Source organism: Actinotalea sp. Marseille-Q4924 (genome assembly GCF_916618755.1).
Taxonomy (GTDB): domain Bacteria; phylum Actinomycetota; class Actinomycetes; order Actinomycetales; family Cellulomonadaceae; genus Actinotalea.
In genome coordinates this window covers 806,141-824,086 of record NZ_CAKAKB010000003.1, presented here as the reverse complement: position 1 = coordinate 824,086, position 17,946 = coordinate 806,141, and the positions used below count along the sequence as shown (strand labels likewise).

Below are 17,946 nucleotides of genomic sequence, written 5' to 3'. Positions count from 1 at the left end.
CGGGCTTATCGGGTGTACGTCGGTCCGTCTTGAGGACTTCCGGCGTCAGACGCCCAAGAGGCGTAGGTACGCGGTCCAGAGCTGTTCACCGACGGCAACACCGACGGCGGCGCCCAGGAGCATCCAGGGGCCGAACGGGATGCCTGACGCGCGACCAGCGCGCTTCGTGACGAGCAGGCCGATGGAGAACAGCCCGCCAAGCAGGAAGGCGGCGAATCCTCCGACGACGAGGGCACCCCATCCGACCCAGGCCAGTGCACCGCCGAGAATTCCGGCGAGCTTGACGTCGCCGAAACCCATGCCGCCCGGTTTCGCAACGGCGAGCGCGAAGTAGACGGCGAACAGCGCCGCTCCCCCGATCCCGGTGCGGAGGAGGGCCGGCCAGTCCTGCTCGCCCCAGCTGGCGACGACGAGAAGCGCCGCTGTCACGGGGTACGCGGGCAGGACGATGGCGTCGGGCAGGCGGTGCGTGTCGAGGTCGATGAGCGCCAGCGCCACGGCGATCGCGGCGAGGTAGAGGAACGCCGGCAGAGCCCACGAAGGACCGAACCGCAGACCGACGAGCAGGAACAGCACGCCCGTGGCGGCCTCGACCAGCGGGTACCGGGCGGAGATCGGCGTCGAGCAGTCCCGGCACCGGCCACCGAGGACCAACCACGACACGACGGGCACGTTGTCCCGCGGCCTGATCCGCGTGTCGCACGACGGACAGGCGCTGGGTGGCGCGACGACGGATCCACCGCGGGGTACACGCCACACGACCACGTTGAGGAACGAGCCGATGAGCAGCCCGACCACACCGAGACCCGCGAGGCCTGCAACGGAGACGACCGCCATGTCGAGAACCCCCATGGTTAGAGGTTCTCCCGCTTGTAGAGGATCTCGAGGTTGTAGTACTCGATGGTCGACGTCACGACGTCGACCCCGGCCATGGGCAGCATGACGAACGTCATCGCTGTCTTGTTGCTGAGGTACGCGGTGCCGCCGGAGTAGATCTGCCCCATGACGTCCGTCTGATTCCGCTTCTGAATGTCGCACGGCGAGTACAGCATGACGTTCGCCGTCGTGGTGAAGGCGACGTTGTTGCCGATGTCGATCCCCGGGACGCCGGCGGTGCAGGTGGAGTCGTACGGATGCATGAGGTAGAGGTTGCGCGCGGTCGTCGAGGTGGACTTGACGATCGGGTTCCCCTCGAGCTTGATCCCGCCCTTGGCGAAGACGGCGAAGTTGGCGTTGAACGACAGGTCGACGCCGGACATGTAGATGGGGTTCGCGCACGTCGAGATGAGCACCGTGTTCCCGGGCAGAGACGAGGCGTTGTTTTTGATCCACTCTCCGACCTTGTCGGTCTTGTCGCCGGGGCCCGGGACCCCGCACGTCACGGGGTCGGTGACGATGTTCGTGAAGCCCAGCTCGCTCTGCCACGCAGAACCGACCTTGGTCCAGGTGATCTCGGGGAACGTCTCGGACGGCGGCATGGGCACGTCCGCCACGGTCTGGCACTTGGTTGCCGGCGTGCACCCGGAACCCGTTGCCGTGAATGGCGACTTCGCCTGGGCGTACTGCCCGAGGTGGCCCTTGATGACGATGTTGCCACCGGCGGCGAGTGCTCGACCGTTGATGACGGCCGACGGATCGTTGGCCGTGATGCCCAGGCCGGCGTGGGCGTCGACCGCCACGACGCAGGACGACCCTGTGCTCAGCGTGATGGACCCCTTCGCCTGAATCGATCCTTGGTACGTCTGGTTGCCGTCGCAGATGACATTCCCGTTGCTGTACACGTCGGCGTTGGGCTGACCGTCCGGGGTGGTGATGGTGCCGTTGTTCTGGACGACCACGCCGGCGTTCCCGAAGATCGCCTTGTCGAGGTCGTTGCCGTAGGAGGGCGTGAGCCGCACGAGCGTCTCGACCGTGCGCTGAGCCGGCAGCGTCCCAGAAATCGCTGTGGCCTTCGTCGTCGCACTGATCTTTGCCTGCCGGATATTCGCCGCGGTGGCGACCGACGCACATGGGACCTCAATCCCGGCGTCAGTGAAGTAGGTGACCTTCGACCCTACGGCTAGTTGGTCCGAGACCACGGACTGGTTGACGGCCGCCAGGTCACCGCAAGGGAGAACAGCAGGCGCGGTGGACTGAATGACCGAAAGCAGCGAGTCCACCCTTCCTTCCGCGCTCATGACGGACACGGAGCGCTGGCGGTCGCGGCCTGTGCCGCGAGCTTCACCGATTGCCACGGAAACGAGAGCCAGGACCAGGATGGCTACGAGCCCCATCAATGAAATCGATACGATCATGGCGATGCCGTCGTCCCCGCCCGTTCGACTCCGGACGTACCGCCGCACGGTAGCGATCATCGGTCTAGCCCTTCTTCTGAGACGAGGAGGTGGTCACGGCACAACGACGGTGGCGCCAGGAACGGGCTCGCACTGCCCGCTGTCATAGCCGTAACTGGTGTTTCGTCCGGTCAGCGACGAGTCGATCTCCACGGGCAGATTCTGGCGTTCGTCCATGACCTCGAGGTGAACGCGAAGCATCCGCTCCTTGTACGGCGTTGACGCGCCCTCAAGAGTGAACGGCATGGGGGTCGTGCCCATCACGAAGTTAATGTCCCGGGCGACGACGTTCCAGGCTGAGACGGAGCCACCGGTCTGCCAATTGGTCTCCCAGCTGCGCGTCTGGAGGACCCTCTTGGTGGCATCAGCGGGATCGGGGCCGATCTGCCACTGGACGCATTTCTGGTCGCCGTTGGACTGGGTGAAGATCCGCATGCACGTGCCCGCGTTGCTGCCGACGCCGCCGTCTTGGCACGTAGTGAGCCATGCGTCCTCGTCCTCTGGGCTGAAGAGCACGTTCCCGGACCGGACCTGCCGGTCGATCTGCGCGAGACCCTGGCGCAACTCCGTGACGGCATCAGCGGCTTGCTGCGTCTCGCGGCTCCACTGCATGGTGAGGATGACGGCGGAGTACACCATTCCGATGGCGATCGAGAAGACGATCATCGAGACGAGCAGCTCCGTCAGGGTCATGCCGGCGTCGCCCTGCGGTCGACGTCGGCGCCAGTTGTCACGCATTAGGGGCCGCCTTGTACGACGCCTGCGCGACGAGCCCACCGAGGTTCAGGCCCATGGAGAAGCGCCCGAGGGGTGGGGCGACAGACAGCGGGTCATACGGGACGGCCGTGATCGTCACCTCAAGGTTCACGACAACGCCGGCGCCCCCACTGACCCGGCTGACACACGCCTCGGCCTTGCAGTCCGTGAGGGCGTTGCCTGAGCGGGCCGCCGGTGTGCGCGACGTGCTGGGCGGCTCGACCGAGACGGTCCCTTCGTACGTCAGGTAGTAGGACCCGTACTTGAAGGACGTCGCTGGGATGTCGACAGGCACCGACGGGGGGGCAGTCACATCGATGACCTGGTGCGTGCTGCCGTTCCAGACCAACAGGGAGCCTGTGCGTGAGTACGTGGGCGCCCCCGCGCCGGTTCCATCCTCAGCGGTCGCCGACTCTGCGAAGCCGGTGAGCCGCACGATCGCCCCGGGATTGGTCGCCGTGTTCCAGCCCGTTGGGAAGGCCTCTGGAGTCCCGGTGCCACCGACCAGAACGTCTGCATACGAACGGCTGGCGGCGGCGTGCGCGCAGCCCAGGACGGTTGGCCCGGAGCCCTGGATGCAGGCGCCGGCGTTCGAGCTCGTCAGGTTGGCCGCAACAGATCGCCACACGGACCCGGTCTCGGTCAGCTGAGCGAGGGTCATGGCGCCGCCGCTCGGGGGAGTCCAATCGAGGGACGCATCGCCGCCGCTCGGAGTGATGCGCGACGAGGCGCAGGGCCGCAGTGCCGCCGACGGACCGGTTGCCAGGGCGACACCTGAGGCCCCGATGCACTCCGTTGTGGTGGCCTGGATTGCTGCGTCCGCGCGGCCGGAGTCCGCCGTCGACGGCTTCAGGGAAAGCGTGCCTGCGGCGCCGGTGAGGGACTGGGCTCCACTCGTCTGTCCGGATGTCCCGCTGCCGGAGATCTGACCCTCGACGGACGACGGGTCGGAGTCCACGGCTGCGACAGCGATCTGGCCGCCGCTCGCCGCACTGTCAGACCGGGCACTTGAAGTCTGCGCGTTCGAGGTCGCGCTCGCCGTCTGCTCCAGCAAGAGGTTGGAGTTCACCCCGCTCAGCGTGAGGTCGAGCAGGGTGCCGCTGCCGAAGCCTTCGACGGGAAGCTTCGAGTCGACAGCATTGGCGACCGAGATACCCCCGAGCACGGTGCCTGCCTGGGCGGTGAAGTAAGCCTGGCAGGGTGCTGCAAAGGGGCTCTGCGCCGTCGAGAGGCAGCCAGCCGGCGAATACGTCACGGACCGTTGTGCCGTGGTGCGCGTGCCGTTGGTGACCGAGCTGGACCAGGAGACGAGCGCAGTCAGATTGAAGGTCTGTTGCCCGGCAGGCGTAGCGGCCGGCTTCGTCACGTAGGTCTGGATCTTGTAGGTCACTCCGTCGACGGCCTGCGTCTGAACTCGCCCTGAGCGGCTGTTGACCACGAGAGCCTCGTCAACGCCCGGAAGCACCGCCGTGGGCTGGAAACGAACTACGCCGCTGACAGTGGCCACGTACTCGAGCGCAGCGTCGACGCTTCCGGCCGCCGGCTGCGTCACCTCGTCGTACGGAAGTGCGCGGAGTCGCTCGAGCGCCTGGGTTGCAAGAGCCGTTGCGGTCTGACGCTGGCGCGCGTGCGTCACCGTGGAAAGGCTCGAGATCAAGACACCGATCAACGACACCATGACCACTGCCACGATGAACATGGCGAGAAGCACCTCGATGAGCGTAAACCCGTCATCTGCGCGGGACCGCTCGCTCACCCGAAGATGCCGCACTTTGCACCTCTCATCGATGTCTGTCTGGATGCTCGGGCGGGGTGGGGGCCAGTGGCCCCCACCCCGCCCGGGTTGGATCTACCTATCAGCAGACGTCGTTAGGCGTGAGGCCGGCGTTGGCCGCGTAGCTGTAGTCCTGGACGTCGCCGTTGGTGTTGATCGCGTCAACACACCACGTGGTCGACTGAGCCGGGGTGTACGTGGTCGTCGCGTCGAAGACCGTACCCTCGCTGATGTCCACCGTGGAGACGTTTGTGCCGTTCGTCAGCGTGACGGTGGTGGCGTTTGCCGTCACGACGAGGTCGCCGATCGGCTCGACGTAGTAAGCAGCGATCTCCTTGCCGACGGTCGACAGGTCGGCCTTGGTGGAGGTGTCACGGGCCTTCTCGCGCTGGCTGAGGAAGACCGGGATGGCGATCGCGGCGAGGATGCCGATGATGATCATCACCACGAGCAGCTCGATCAGGGTGAAGCCCTGGTCCTTCTCGCGCATGGACTTGTGAATACGAGCGATCATGACGCTCCCCTTCGTGTGCTGTGTCAGGTGCCGAGGACTCGGCGGTAGGTGACTACGTGAAGTACATCGGGGTGCCCGGCTGGCTCTTGAGTCCATTGCGGACTCTTCACCCGGGTTTCACCCGAGCGGACCAACGTCATGGGACGTTCGTCCAACTTCTGTGAGCAGACATCAAGTAGCGCCGCGTCGATTGGCCCTGCGCTGAGGCCGCACGTGAACAGCTCTTGCGCTCGCTGCACGGCGCGTCCGGGTCGCTGTAGCTGACCGTGCTGCCGATCGCGCACGTGTATTGCTGCTTCGCGTCCGGTCGATCCCCCGCACGCGCCGCCGCAGGATCTGCATCCACGCAGGAAGTGACGGAGCGGTTGCTGCTCTAGCAGCCCGAGACGCCTCGCACAGCGGGAGTGGCGCTGGGGGTCATGTCGAACGGACTAATCCGGGCGGCTCCACGGTGCGAAGGCGGCAGACCCACGCGTCTCAACGGCGGCACGTCTCTTCATCCGCCGCACTTACGAGGCAGAAAGTCTCCGAGACGTCAGCGCGGATCCCACGGGGACTAGCCGATCAGTTCGAACACTCCGAAGATCGGCATGTACATAGCGATGATCATAGCGCCGATAATGCTGCCAATGACGACAATCATGATCGGCTCAATGAGCGACGTGAGCTGTTCCGTCGTCGCCTCGACCTCCTGGTCGTAGAACTCGGAGATCTTGTGCAGCATCGTGTCGAGGGCACCGGTGTCCTCGCCGACGGCCATCATCTGCACGACCATCGGTGGGAACACGGGGTGCTGGGTCAGTGGGCCGCTGAGCGACTGACCTGTCCTCACGGACTCCTGGACGGCTCTGACGGCCCTCTCGACCACGTAGTTCCCAGACGTGGCAGCGACGATGTCGAGCGCCTGAAGGATCGGCACGCCGGCGTGGATCATCGTGCCGAAATTCCGAGTGAAACGCGAGATGGCGATCTTCTGGAAGAGCGAACCGAAGACTGGCACCTTGAGCTTGAAAGGGTCCACGCGCCGTCTGACGCCCTCGTCGTTCTTGTGCTTACCCCACCAGACGGCGAAGACGATGAGCGCGATCGCGGTGATCGGAGCGGTGAACTTCATCGCCGTCGACAGCATCATGAGGATGCGCGTCGGCATCGGCAGCTCACCGCCGAGGGACGAGAACATGCCCGCGAAGACCGGCACGATGAACAGCAGCATTCCCGTCACGGCAAGGATCGCGATGACGAAAACGACGACCGGGTACGTCATGGCCGACTTGACCTTGCCCCGCAGCTTGACCTCGGCCTCGAAGTTGCTGGCAATGGACAGGAGGACCTGGTCGAGGAACCCGCCGATCTCGCCCGCCTTGATCATGTTTACCATGAGCGGCGGGAAGACGTTCGGGTGCTTCGCCATGGCGTTGGACAGCGCCAGGCCGGTCTCGACGTCGTTGCGCACCTGCTGGAGGATCTTGGCGAGCGCCTTGTTCTCGGTCTGGTCCGCGAGGATCGACAGCGCCCGGAGTAGCGACAGGCCAGAGTTGATCATCGTGGCCATCTGGCGCGCCATGATGGCGAGGTCCTTGAGGCCGATCCGGTCCGTGAGGCCCGGGATCGAGAGCTCCCTCTGCAGACCGGTTGACGCCACCTCGGTGATGGCGATGGGCGCCATGCCCATCGTCTTCAGGCGGTTCGCGACGGCGGCCTGGTTGTTGGCCTCGATCCGGCCCTTGACGACCTTCCCCGCGCGGTCCCGGACGGAGTACTCGAAGGTCTTGGTGGCCGTCGCCGTCGCCATCAGTGGCTCCCCATCGTGTACTGCGCCTGGTTGCCGGCGGCGAGGCTGACCGCGCCGAGCGGGTCTCCGCCGCTCATGGCGCCGAGCGACGTCCCGCCGCCGCCGTCACCCAAACGGCCCGTCAGGCGGTTGAAGTCGGCGGCGTGGTGGCACTTCTCGAGCCCCTGCTCGTACGTGATCTTCCCGTTCTTCACCAGCTCCGCGAGGTGCTGGTCCATCGTGTGCATGCCCAGCTGGGCACCGGCCTGCATGGACGAGTAGATCTGGTGCGTCTTGCCCTCGCGGATGAGGTTGCGGATCGCTGGCGTCGCGATGAGGACCTCGGTCGCGACCGCACGGCCGGGACCGTCCGCCCGCTTGCACAGCGTCTGGCAGACGACACCCTGGATGGCCCCGGCGAGCTGTGTGCGCACCTGCGCCTGCTGGTGGGACGGGAACACGTCGATGACGCGGTCGATCGTCTGCGCGGCATCCTGCGTGTGCAGGGTCGCGAACACGAGGTGACCGGTCTCGGCGGCCGTCAGCGCCACGGAGATGGTCTCCAGGTCGCGCATCTCGCCGACGAGGATGATGTCCGGGTCCTGCCGCAGCACGTGCTTGAGCGCGTTGGCGAAGGAGTGGGTGTCCGCCCCGACCTCGCGCTGGTTGATGAGCGACTTCTTGTGCCGGTGGAGGAACTCGATCGGGTCCTCGACGGTCATGATGTGGTCCGACCGCGTGCGGTTCGCCAGGTCGATGATCGCGGCGAGCGTCGTGGACTTGCCCGAGCCCGTCGGGCCCGTGACGAGCACCAGACCGCGCGCCATGGTGGCGAAGTTCGCGACGATCGGCGGCACGCCCAGCGCCTCGAGCGGCTTGATCTCGTAGGGGATGACGCGGAAGGCCGCACCGAGCGAGTCGCGCTGCTGGTACATATTCACGCGGAACCGGGCGACGCCGCGCACCGCGTACGCGAAGTCGAGCTCGAGGTTCGCCTCGAACGTCTCACGCTGGCGCTGGCTGATGATCCCGTAGAGCGTCCGCTGGATCGCGTCCGGCAGCATGCTCGGGAATCCCTCGAGCGGCTTGAGGCCGCCGTCGAGCCGGACGTTCGGCGGAGCACCGGCGGTGACGTGGAGGTCGGACGCGCCGACCTCGATCATCTTCTTGAGCGCCAGGTCGAGGTCGAGGTCACCGTCCTGCGACAGGGCCACACCGAGGCGCGAGCTGCGCTCCTTGGCGGGAGCCCGCTGCGGGATGTCCTGCGACTGCCGTGGTCCGCCCTCGGCGGTCGGGATGCCCGAGGCGCGCTGCAGCTGGCTCACCGAGGCCGGTCCGGCGGCGGGACGCGCAGCGGACGGGACGACCGGTGGTGCCGGCGGACCGGCCACGGCGCGGGGCGCCTCGGAGAACGTCGGCTGCGGTCCGGGCGGACCCACCGGCCGCGGCGGCGCGGGGGGCTGGCCGCCGGCAGCACCGACGGGGCGGGCCACCGGCGCTCCGGGCGCGAAGGACGCCGTCGGCGGTTGGGGCGGCGCGCCGGCACCACCCGCAGGCGCCCCGTTGGCCATCGACCGGCGGGTCGGGAACGCCGACGGCGCCTCCCCCGCACCGGGTGCGCTGTGACCGTACGGCGCCGCCGGGGGCGGGCCGGCCGGCTCGAGCGTCGGGACGACGGGGGCGGCACCGGCCGGAGCAGTGACCGGACCACCGAAGGGCTGGGCCTGCGGCCCGCCGAGAGGCGGCATCGGAGGAACCGGGCGGTCACCGCCCTGCGGCTCGGGGAAGAACTGGTTCACAGCGGCCCTCTCGATCGTGGTCGTCCCGACGGACGTCCCCCAGTGCTCATCGACCTCTTCGCGTCCGGCTTGAGCCCACCGGCGCTGGATGACCGGGCTGAACCGGACGGTGCACCCGTCCGGCGCAGCCGTACGACGCGCCTCACGACACGACGCGCAGGACCTCCTCGATGGAGGTGTCCCCCAGCAGCACCTTCGTCCAGCCGTCGTTGCGGAGCGTGATCATGCCCTGCTCGCGCGCCGTCCGGCCGATGTCCGCCGAGGAGGACTGCGCGACCGCGTGCCGCTCGATGTCCTCCGTGACGCGCATGACCTCGTGGATCGCCATCCGGCCCTTGTAGCCGGTCCGCGAGCACGAGCTGCAGCCCGCGGGACGGAACAGCGTCGGGATCTCCTCCCCCGGGCTCCACGGGAACCGCGCGGAGATGAGCTCGACCTCGCTCGGCTGGTACGGGTCCTTGCACTTGGTGCAGAGCCGGCGCGCGAGGCGCTGGGCCACCACGCAGTCCAGCGCCGAGCCGACGAGGAACGGCTCGATCCCCATCTCCACCAGACGGGTCACGGCGCTCGGCGCGTCGTTGGTGTGCAGGGTCGAGAGCACGAGGTGTCCGGTGAGCGCCGCCTCGATCGCGATCTGGGCGGTCTCGTGGTCGCGGATCTCACCGAGCAGCACCACGTCGGGGTCCGAGCGCAGGATCGACCGCAGCGCGCCGGCGAACGTGAGCCCCGCCTTGGGGTTGACCTGGACCTGGTTGATCCCCGCGAGCCGGTACTCGACCGGGTCCTCGACGGTGATGACGTTGATCTCCGGCTTGGACACCGCGTTGAGCGTCGCGTACAGCGTCGTGGACTTGCCCGAGCCGGTCGGCCCGGTGACGAGGATCATCCCGTATGGCTTGGTGTAGGCCTCCTTGTAGACCTCGAGGTTGTCGTCGAGGAACGACAGGTCGCGCAGGTCCAGGCTCGCCGTGGAGTTGTCGAGGATGCGCATGACGACCTTCTCGCCCCACACCGTGGGCAGCGTCGCGACGCGGAGGTCGATCTTGCGGCCGTTGTGGGTGACCGACATGCGGCCGTCCTGCGGCTTGCGCCGCTCGGCGATGTCGATGTCGCTCATGATCTTCAGGCGGGAGATGACGCCGCCCTGGATCTGCTTGGGCGCCCGCTGCATCTCGTGCAGCACGCCGTCGATGCGGTACCGGACGCGCAGGTCCGTCTCCGCCGGCTCGATGTGGATGTCCGACGCGCGGTCCTGGATCGCCTGCTGCACCAGGATGTTGACGAACCGCACGATCGGGGCGTCGTCGTCGACGAAGTCCCCGACCTGCGACAGGTCCGTCGTGTCCGTCCCGGCGGCGTCCTCGAACGCGGACGCCAGGTCGTCGATCTCGTCGTCGGCGCGGCAGTACCGGTCGATCGCCGCGCTGAGGTCGTCGTGCGTCGCGACGACGGTGCGCACCGGCAGGCCCGACAGCGTCCGCGCGTCGTCGACGGCGACCACGTTGCCCGGGTCGGCCATCGCGAGCACGAGGTACCCGTCCTGGATGCCGACCGGCAGCGCGGTGTAGCGCCGGCACAGCGTGCCCGGGAGGAGCGCGACGGCGGCGCGGTCGACCGGGAACTCGGCCAGCTCGACGAACTCCATGCCGACCTGGTTCGCCAGCGCGCGCACGAGCTGGGACTCGGTGAGCATCCCGATCTCGACGAGCACCCGACCGAGGGACTCCCCCCGCATCGCCTGCTCGTCCAGGGCTGCCATGAGCTGGCCCTCCGTGACCAGCCCCTCTTCGAGCAGGATGTCGCCGAGCTGCTTCACGGGTGTCCTTCCCAGGGGGTCTGCCGCGGTGCGCGGGGCGCGTCGGCACCTCGCTCCCTACCTATCGGCACCTCACCCGGGCGAGTGAAGGAGGAAATCAGCCGGCGAGAGCGTCCTCCAGGGCGCGCTCCATCGCCTCGCGCGGCGCGGGCCGCCCGGTCATGAGCCGGACCTGCTCCGTCGCCTGGTGCAGGAGCATCCGCTCGCCGCTCACGGCGCGCCCGCCCGCCGCGGTCCAGGCCGCCACGAGCGCCGTCGGCCGGGGGTCGTACGCGCAGTCCAGTAGCACGCCGCCGACGGCGTCGCCGAGCTGCTCCGCCCAGGGGTCCGCCGCGCGGGGCGGCAGCGTGGACACGACGACGTCGGCCGTGCGCAGCGCGTCCAGCATCCGCGGCGGCGTGTCCATGACGAGGAACCGCGGCTCGACGCCCATGCGGTGCGCCGCGCGCATCGTCACGCCGGCCCGGCCGAGGGACCGGACGTAGATCTGCGCCGTCGTGCAGCCCAGCTCGGCGAGCGCGGCGAGGGCCGACGACGACGTCGCGCCGGCACCGAGCACGACGGCCGACCCGATCCGGCGCTGCTCCCCCAGCCCCTCCCGCAGCGCGGCGGCGACGCCGTGCACGTCGGTGTTCGCCCCGACCAGCACGGGACGGCCGGGAGCCGCCTGGACGAGCAGCGTGTTCACCGCGCCGACGACCTCCGCCAGAGGCTCGACGTGGTCCAGCAGCGGGATGACCGTCTGCTTCAGCGGCATCGTCAGGCTCAGGCCGGCCCACGAGCCGTCGAGCCGCCCGACGAAGCCGGCCAGCTGCTCCTCGGTGACGTCGACGGCCTCGTACTGCCAGTCGTCCAGCCCGAGCGCGGCGTACGCGGCGCGGTGCAGGACCGGCGACAACGAGTGGGCGATGGGGTGCCCGAGAACGGCCGCGCGCCGCCCGGGCGCCCGACCCGGACGGTCAGCGGCGGCGCTCACCCGTTCTGCGCCTCCCACTCCCGCAGGAGCTGGACGTTCTCGTTGTGCTCGGCGAACGTCTCGGCGAAGCGGGTCTCCCCCGTGTCGAGGTTGACCGTCACCCAGAAGAGCCACGGTCCGGGCTCGGGGTTGAGGACGGCGTCGATGGACTCCAGGCTCGGGGACGCGATCGGCGTCGGCGGCAGGCCCGTGTAGCGGTACAGGTTGTACGGGGTGTCGCTGTTCGCGGTGTCGTCCCGGGTCAGCTCGGTGCCGGACTTGCCGAGGCCGTAGGCGACGGCGGCGTCGATGTCGAGCTTCATGTCGATCGCGAGGCGGTTCTCGATGGCCTGGGCGACCTTGCGGCGGTCCTCCGCCGAGCGCGCCTCGCGCTCCACGAGCGACGCCTTGGTGAGGACGGTCTCGCGCTGGTCCGCCGGGACACCACGCTCGTCGAGCAGGCGGATCGTCTCGCCGACCATCTGCCCGATCATCTCCGCGGGTGTGGTGCCCGGCTCGAACGTGTAGGTGGCGGGGAACAGCCAGCCCTCGTAGTTGCCCTCGGCCTCGGCCGGCAGGCCGGTCGCGGCCGTGTCCTGCATCGCGGCCTCGAAGTCGGCCACGGGGATCGCCGTCACGGAGGACAGGCGCTCCAGGATCTGGTCGGCGCGCAGCCCCTCGGGGATCGTCACACGGGTCTGCACCCGGTTGCCGCCCTCGAGCAGCGCGGCGACGGCGTCCTGCGCGCGCATCTCCAGCATGAGGCGGTAGGTGCCGGGCTGGATGCCCGCGGCGTCGGGGTTCGCGGCGAACGCCCGTGAGAACGCGGTCGCCGACGCGACGACGCCGGCCTCCTCGAGCGCCGCACCCATCTGCCCGCCGGACGCGCCCGCCTCGATGGTGACCTCGACGCTGCCGTTGCCCGGCCCGGGGAAGTCCTCGACCGGCGTCTCGCGGTCCCCGAGCGAGGTGACCATCGGCCCCACGACCTGGACCAGCGCGTACGCGGCGCCACCGAGCACGAGCACGGCGATGAGCACCGCGATGAGGCTGCGGCGCCGCCGCTGCCGGCGCTTGCGCTCTCGGTCCTCGCGGCCGCCGCGCCGGCGGTCACCACCCTGCTCGGACGGATCCGGCTGGATCACCTCGTCCAGGAACACGTCGTTCACCGTCCAGCCTCCTGTCGCGCCCTCACCGTGCGTCCCTCTCGCCCGTTCCTGCGGCCGGTCCCCCGGCCTGCGGAACGTCCTCGGGCGGGTGCTCGATCACGACGAGCTCCCCGCACCGCGCCCCCGTGGTGCGCTCCGCGTCCATCGCGGACTGCAGGATCACCACCGCGGCCGCCTGGTCGACGACCTGCCGGTGGCGGCGCCCGGAACGTCCGGACGCGTACAGCGCCTGATGCGCGGTCACCGTGCTCATCCGCTCATCCACGAGCCGCACCGGCACCGGTGCGACCGCGCGCGCCAAGATCCCACAGTACGTGCGGACGTCCTGTGCTGACGAACCCTCGGCCCCCGACAGGTGCCGGGGCAGCCCGACGTACACCACGGCGGCGTCGCGCTCGGCGACCAGACCCGCGAGGTGGCGGACGTCAGCCCCGGCGCCGGAGGCGTCCCGGGCGACCGTCTCCACGGGCGTCGCGACGAGCCCGTCGGGGTCGCTGGACGCCACGCCGATCCGCACCGTCCCGAGGTCCAGCCCCAGTCGGACGCCGCGGGGCAGGCGCGCCCCGTCCGTGCCGCTCGACACCTCAGCGGCCGCCCACGGTCTCGGCGACGGCCGCGGAGACCGCGGCGAGCGCCGTCGCGCAGCGCGGTGACGTCCGTGCCACCGCCCTGCGCGACGTCGTCCTTGCCGCCGCCCCCGCCGCCGAGGGCGCCGGCCGCGACCTTCGCCAGCGCACCGGCCCGCAGGCCGACGCCACGACCCGCCGGGTTCACCGTGACGAGCACGACCGGTCGCTCCTTGGCGAGGCCCGCGACCGCGACGACGGCGGGCGACTCCCCGAGCCGGTTGCGCACGTCCAGCGCGAGCGTGCGCAGGTCGTCCGCCGACGCGACGGCGCCGGCCTCGTGCGTGACCACGCGGACCCCGGCGACGTCCGCCGCGCGCGCCGCGATGGAGCCGGCGGCGGCGAGGAGCTGCCCCTGGCGCAGCGCGGCGAGCTCCTTCTCCGCGTCCTTGAGGCGCGCCACGAGCCCGCTCACGCGCTCGGGGAGCTCCTCGGGGCGCACCTTGAGGGCGTCGGTCAGCGCGGTGACGAGGGCACGCTCGCGCGCCAGGTGGTGGAACGCCTCCAGCCCGACGACGGCCTCCACGCGCCGCGAGCCCGAGCCCACCGAGGACTCGCCGGTCAGCGCGATGATGCCGATCTGGCTCGAGTGGTCCACGTGCGTGCCGCCGCACAGCTCGCGCGACCAGGGGCCGCCGATCTCCACGACGCGCACCTGCTCGTCGTACGTCTCGCCGAACAGCGCGATCGCGCCCCACGCCTTCGCCTCGGGCAGCGTCATGTACTGCCACTTCACGCCGAGGTCCTCGCGGATGGCCTTGTTGGAGACGTCCTCGACCTCGCTGCGCGTGGCCGGCGACAGCGCCTGGTTCCAGGAGAAGTCGAGCCGGAGGTAGCCCGGCTTGTTGTACGAGCCGGACTGCAGCGCGTTCGGGCCGAGCACCTCGCGCAGCGCCGCGTGGACGACGTGCGTGCCGGAGTGCGCCTGGCGCGCGCCGCGGCGCCACTCCGGGTCGACCTGCGCGAGCACCTCGGCACCCGCGGCGACCTCGCCCTCGACGACGCGCACGGTGTGCACGATGAGGCCCTTGACGGGGCGCTGGACGTCGAGGACCTCCAGGCGTGCGCCGTCCGCCGTGATGACGCCGGCGTCGGAGTCCTGGCCGCCGGACTCGGCGTAGAACGGGGTGCGCGCCAGGACGAGCTCCACCGTGTCGCCCTCGGACGCCGCGGGCACGGCGGCACCGTCGCGCAGGAGGCCGCGGACCGTCGAGGGCGTCGCCAGCTCGGTGTACCCGGTGAACTCGGTGGCGCCCTGGTCGCGCAGCTCGCGGTACGCCGTCGTCGCCGCAGCACCGCCCTTCTTGGCCTTCGCGTCCGCGCGCGCCCGCTCCCGCTGCGTCTGCATGAGGTCGCGGAAGCCCTGCTCGTCGACCGCCAGCCCCTGCTCCGCCGCCATCTCCAGCGTCAGGTCGATGGGGAAGCCGTAGGTGTCGTGCAGAGCGAAGGCCTGCTCGCCGCCGAGGCTCGCCCCGCCGGACGCCTTCACCTGCGCGACCGCCGTGTCGAGGATGGTCGTGCCCGCGACCAGGGTGCGTCGGAACGCCTCCTCCTCCGCGTACGCCGCCCGCGAGATGCGGTCGAAGTCGGTCGCCAGCTCGGGGTACGAGGCGCTCATCGCGTCGCGCGACACCGGCAGCAGGTGCGGCAGCGCCGGCTCGTCGACGCCCAGCAGACGCATGGCCCGGACCGAGCGGCGCAGCAGGCGCCGCAGCACGTAGCCGCGCCCCTCGTTCGACGGCGTGATGCCGTCGCCGATGAGCATGAGCGCGGAGCGCACGTGGTCCGCCACGACGCGCATCCGGACGTCGTCGTCGTGGTCCGCGCCGTAGCGGCGGCCGGACATCTCCTGCGCCGCCGTGATGACGGGGAAGACCTCGTCGATCTCGTACATGTTGTCGACGCCCTGGAGGAGGTACGCGACGCGCTCCAGGCCCATGCCCGTGTCGATGTTCTTCTGGGCGAGGTCCCCGGTGATCGTGAAGTCCTCCTTGGACCGCACGTCCTCGATCGCGTACTGCATGAAGACGAGGTTCCAGATCTCCAGGAAGCGGTCCTCGTCGACGACGGGTCCGCCGTCCTTGCCGTGTGCCGGCCCGCGGTCGATGTAGATCTCCGAGCACGGACCGGCCGGTCCGGGCTGGCCCGTGTGCCAGTAGTTGTCCTTCTTGCCGCGGCGCTGGATGCGCTCCTCCGGCAGGCCGGCGACCTGCCGCCACAGGCGCGCCGCCTCGTCGTCGTCGTGGTAGACGGTGACCCAGACCGTGTCCGGGTCGAAGCCGTAGAAGCCGTCCGCCTGGGGGCCGGTGACGAGCTCCCAGGCGTACTCGATCGCCCCCTCCTTGAAGTAGTCACCGAAGGAGAAGTTGCCGTTCATCTGGAAGAACGTGCCGTGGCGGGTGGTCTTGCCGACCTCCTCGATGTCGAGGGTGCGCACGCACTTCTGCACGCTGGTCGCGCGGTTCCACGGCGGGGTCTGCTGGCCCAGCATGTAGGGGATGAACGGGACCATGCCGGCGATGGTGAACAGCGTCGACGGGTCCGGGGACACCAGCGAGGCGCTCGGCACGACGGCGTGCCCGCGCCCCTCGAAGTAGCTGAGCCAACGGCGTCGGATCTCGGCGGTCCGCATGGTGTCCTCACGTCTGTCCGCGGCCCGGGGGCCCGGTGGTCGATGGGGGCCGTCGGGGCCCCGCTTCACGGTGTGCGTCGTGCGGTGTGCGTCGTGCTGCGCAGTGCGTCAGAAGTCGTACAGGGGCTCGGCCTCGTCCACGCGGCCGGACGGGCGGGCCGGAGCTGCCGCGCCGTCGTCGCCGCGTCCGGCCGCGGCGCGCCGTCCGGTGCCCCCCGACGGCGGCGTCGCGGCGTCCCACGCGTCGCGCTCGCGACGGCCCCGGCCGAGCACCGCATACGGGTCGCCGTCCTCGGGCGTGACCAGGAGCGTCGTCAGCAGCTCCTGCTCCCGCTCGGCGCGGGCCGTGCGGAAGCGCTGGAGGGCGCTGCCGACGGCCTCGGTGGTCCGCTCCCCCGCCACCTCGACGCGCTCGGCCACGCCCGCGGGGGTGTAGCGCCGGGCGGTCTGCTCGAGCCGCCGGGCGACGACGACGGCGCCCGCAGCGCCGACGGTCACCCAGAACAGGCGCCGCATCAGCGACGGACCTTCTCGGCGAGCCCGGACATGGCCTGGCGCACGCCGTAGCTGAAGGCGGCGACCTTGATGAGCGGACCACCGATGGTCGCGGAGACCAGGGCCGTGAGGGCGGAGACGTTCTGGCTGATCTCGGCGGCCGACGTCGTCATCGTGTCGACCTTCAGCAGCTGCGCGTTGGTGGTCGCGACCGTCGTGACGGTCTCGTCCAGCACCGGCACGGCGTGGTCGGTGATGTCCTTGACCGACTGCGTGGCGGCGTCGAAGACCTTGCCCAGCTTGATGAGCGGCAGCGCCAGGAAGCCGACGAGCGCGACGAACGCGATCGCCGCGATGAGACCTGCGACGTCTCCGAGGGACATCTGTGGGGCCTTTCTGCGGGGGTGGACGGCGGGTCCGACCCTACCGGGCGAGCGTGGACGTCATGGTCGACGGGATCGGGGTGCCGTGCGCCCTCCGCCGGCGATGCGAGAGCCGGAGCCCCACGGCGCCGGCCAGCCGCGCCCGGGTACGAGAACGCCCCGCAGCCGTCCGACCGAGGTCGTGGCTGCGGGGCGTCCCGGGTGGGTCAGCGCGAGTAGTACTCGACGACCAGCTGGACCTCGCAGGTCACGGGGACCTCGGCGCGCTTCGGGCGGCGCGTGAGCACGGCGCTGAGCTTCTCGAGCTGGACGTCGAGGTAGCCCGGCACGGCCGGCAGGACGTCGCGGTGGGCGCCGGCGGCGGCGACGAGGAACTGGTCGCTCGCCTGGCTGCGCGGCTTGATCTGCAGGGTCTGGCCCGGCTTCACGCGGAAGGACGGACGGTCGACGATCTTGCCGTCCACCAGCACGTGACGGTGGACGACGACCTGGCGGGCCTGGAGGATCGTACGGGCGAAGCCGGCGCGCAGGACCAAGGCGTCCAGGCGGGTCTCGAGGTTCTCGACCATGACCTCACCGGTCAGGCCGGGGGTCTTGCGAGCCTCGTCGAACGCCCGGGCCATCTGCTTCTCGCGCAGGCCGTACTGGGCGCGCAGACGCTGCTTCTCCCGCAGACGGACCGCGTAGTCCGACTCGGTGCGGCGACGGGCACGGCCGTGCTCACCGGGCGGGTAGGGGCGCTTCTCGAAGTGCTTGACGGCCTTGGGCGTCAGGGCCAGGCCGAGGGCCCGGGACAGACGCACCTGGCGGCGCGAACGAGTCACAGAGGACACAGAGATACTTCCTGTCGTTGTCGTGGCACGACCCGCGGCGGGTGTGTTCCCGGCGGGTGTGGGACCAACCTTCGTGATGCGGCTGAGGTC

General features: G+C 70.0%; 14 protein-coding genes and 1 pseudogene. All 15 read right to left on the bottom strand.

What is annotated here, in order from left to right:
* Positions 1-45: 45 nt before the first annotated feature.
* Complete coding sequence (locus LG379_RS10505; protein ID WP_225754486.1) at positions 46-852, bottom strand: A24 family peptidase; 807 nt, start codon at positions 850-852, stop codon at positions 46-48.
* 2 nt (positions 853-854) lie between these two features.
* Positions 855-1,898, bottom strand: coding sequence for a hypothetical protein (locus tag LG379_RS10500; RefSeq protein ID WP_225754485.1), 1,044 nt, complete (start codon positions 1,896-1,898; stop codon positions 855-857).
* A 489-nt stretch (positions 1,899-2,387) separates the two neighbouring features.
* Positions 2,388-3,026, bottom strand: coding sequence for a type II secretion system protein (locus LG379_RS10495; protein ID WP_225754484.1), 639 nt, complete (start codon positions 3,024-3,026; stop codon positions 2,388-2,390).
* A gap of 37 nt (positions 3,027-3,063) precedes the next feature.
* On the bottom strand, positions 3,064-4,845 hold the full coding sequence (locus tag LG379_RS10490) for a prepilin-type N-terminal cleavage/methylation domain-containing protein (protein WP_225754483.1): 1,782 nt from the start codon (positions 4,843-4,845) through the stop codon (positions 3,064-3,066).
* Between the two features lie 100 nt (positions 4,846-4,945).
* Entirely contained in the window at positions 4,946-5,377 is a 432-nt protein-coding gene (locus tag LG379_RS17000) for a type II secretion system protein (RefSeq protein ID WP_304522435.1), read from the bottom strand.
* Between the two features lie 556 nt (positions 5,378-5,933).
* A complete protein-coding gene (locus tag LG379_RS10480; RefSeq protein WP_225754482.1) occupies positions 5,934-7,169 on the bottom strand; it encodes a type II secretion system F family protein in 1,236 nt (411 codons plus the stop codon).
* Positions 7,169-8,947, bottom strand: a complete 1,779-nt coding sequence (locus LG379_RS10475; protein ID WP_225754481.1) for a type IV pilus twitching motility protein PilT — start codon at positions 8,945-8,947, stop codon at positions 7,169-7,171. Before LG379_RS10475 ends, LG379_RS10480 begins: the two co-directional genes overlap by 1 nt.
* Positions 8,948-9,089: 142 nt before the next feature.
* Positions 9,090-10,763, bottom strand: coding sequence for a GspE/PulE family protein (locus tag LG379_RS10470; RefSeq protein WP_225754480.1), 1,674 nt, complete (start codon positions 10,761-10,763; stop codon positions 9,090-9,092).
* Positions 10,764-10,860: 97 nt separating this feature from the next.
* Entirely contained in the window at positions 10,861-11,739 is an 879-nt protein-coding gene (locus tag LG379_RS10465) for a shikimate dehydrogenase (RefSeq protein WP_225754479.1), read from the bottom strand.
* A complete protein-coding gene (mltG, locus tag LG379_RS10460; RefSeq protein WP_225754478.1) occupies positions 11,736-12,887 on the bottom strand; it encodes an endolytic transglycosylase MltG in 1,152 nt (383 codons plus the stop codon). Before mltG ends, LG379_RS10465 begins: the two co-directional genes overlap by 4 nt.
* 22 nt (positions 12,888-12,909) lie before the next feature.
* Positions 12,910-13,392, bottom strand: a complete 483-nt coding sequence (gene ruvX, locus LG379_RS10455) for a Holliday junction resolvase RuvX (RefSeq protein ID WP_370634495.1) — start codon at positions 13,390-13,392, stop codon at positions 12,910-12,912.
* Positions 13,393-13,598: 206 nt separating this feature from the next.
* A pseudogene (gene alaS, locus LG379_RS10450) lies at positions 13,599-16,145 on the bottom strand (alanine--tRNA ligase); the annotation flags it as partial.
* A 108-nt stretch (positions 16,146-16,253) separates the two neighbouring features.
* Positions 16,254-16,661, bottom strand: a complete 408-nt coding sequence (locus LG379_RS10445; protein ID WP_225754476.1) for a hypothetical protein — start codon at positions 16,659-16,661, stop codon at positions 16,254-16,256.
* The gene (locus LG379_RS10440) at positions 16,661-17,023 is read right to left on the bottom strand and encodes a DUF948 domain-containing protein (protein ID WP_225754475.1); all 363 of its coding nucleotides are present in this window, start codon (positions 17,021-17,023) and stop codon (positions 16,661-16,663) included. The genes LG379_RS10445 and LG379_RS10440 overlap by 1 nt, the downstream gene beginning before the upstream one ends.
* A gap of 206 nt (positions 17,024-17,229) precedes the next feature.
* Positions 17,230-17,856 carry a 30S ribosomal protein S4 gene (rpsD, locus tag LG379_RS10435; protein ID WP_225754474.1) on the bottom strand — a complete coding sequence of 209 codons (627 nt, stop codon included), beginning with the start codon at positions 17,854-17,856 and terminating at the stop codon, positions 17,230-17,232.
* Positions 17,857-17,946: the final 90 nt, after the last annotated feature.

Bases quoted from the DNA above. Each gene is read 5' to 3' on its own strand.
- LG379_RS10505 (WP_225754486.1), bottom strand. From the start codon at position 852: ATGGGGGTTCTCGACATGGCGGTCGTCTCCGTTGCAGGCCTCGCGGGT.
- LG379_RS10495 (WP_225754484.1), bottom strand. From the start codon at position 3,026: ATGACCCTGACGGAGCTGCTCGTCTCGATGATCGTCTTCTCGATCGCC.
- LG379_RS17000 (WP_304522435.1), bottom strand. From the start codon at position 5,377: ATGATCGCTCGTATTCACAAGTCCATGCGCGAGAAGGACCAGGGCTTC.
- LG379_RS10480 (WP_225754482.1), bottom strand. From the start codon at position 7,169: ATGGCGACGGCGACGGCCACCAAGACCTTCGAGTACTCCGTCCGGGAC.
- LG379_RS10445 (WP_225754476.1), bottom strand. From the start codon at position 16,661: ATGCGGCGCCTGTTCTGGGTGACCGTCGGCGCTGCGGGCGCCGTCGTC.
- LG379_RS10440 (WP_225754475.1), bottom strand. From the start codon at position 17,023: ATGTCCCTCGGAGACGTCGCAGGTCTCATCGCGGCGATCGCGTTCGTC.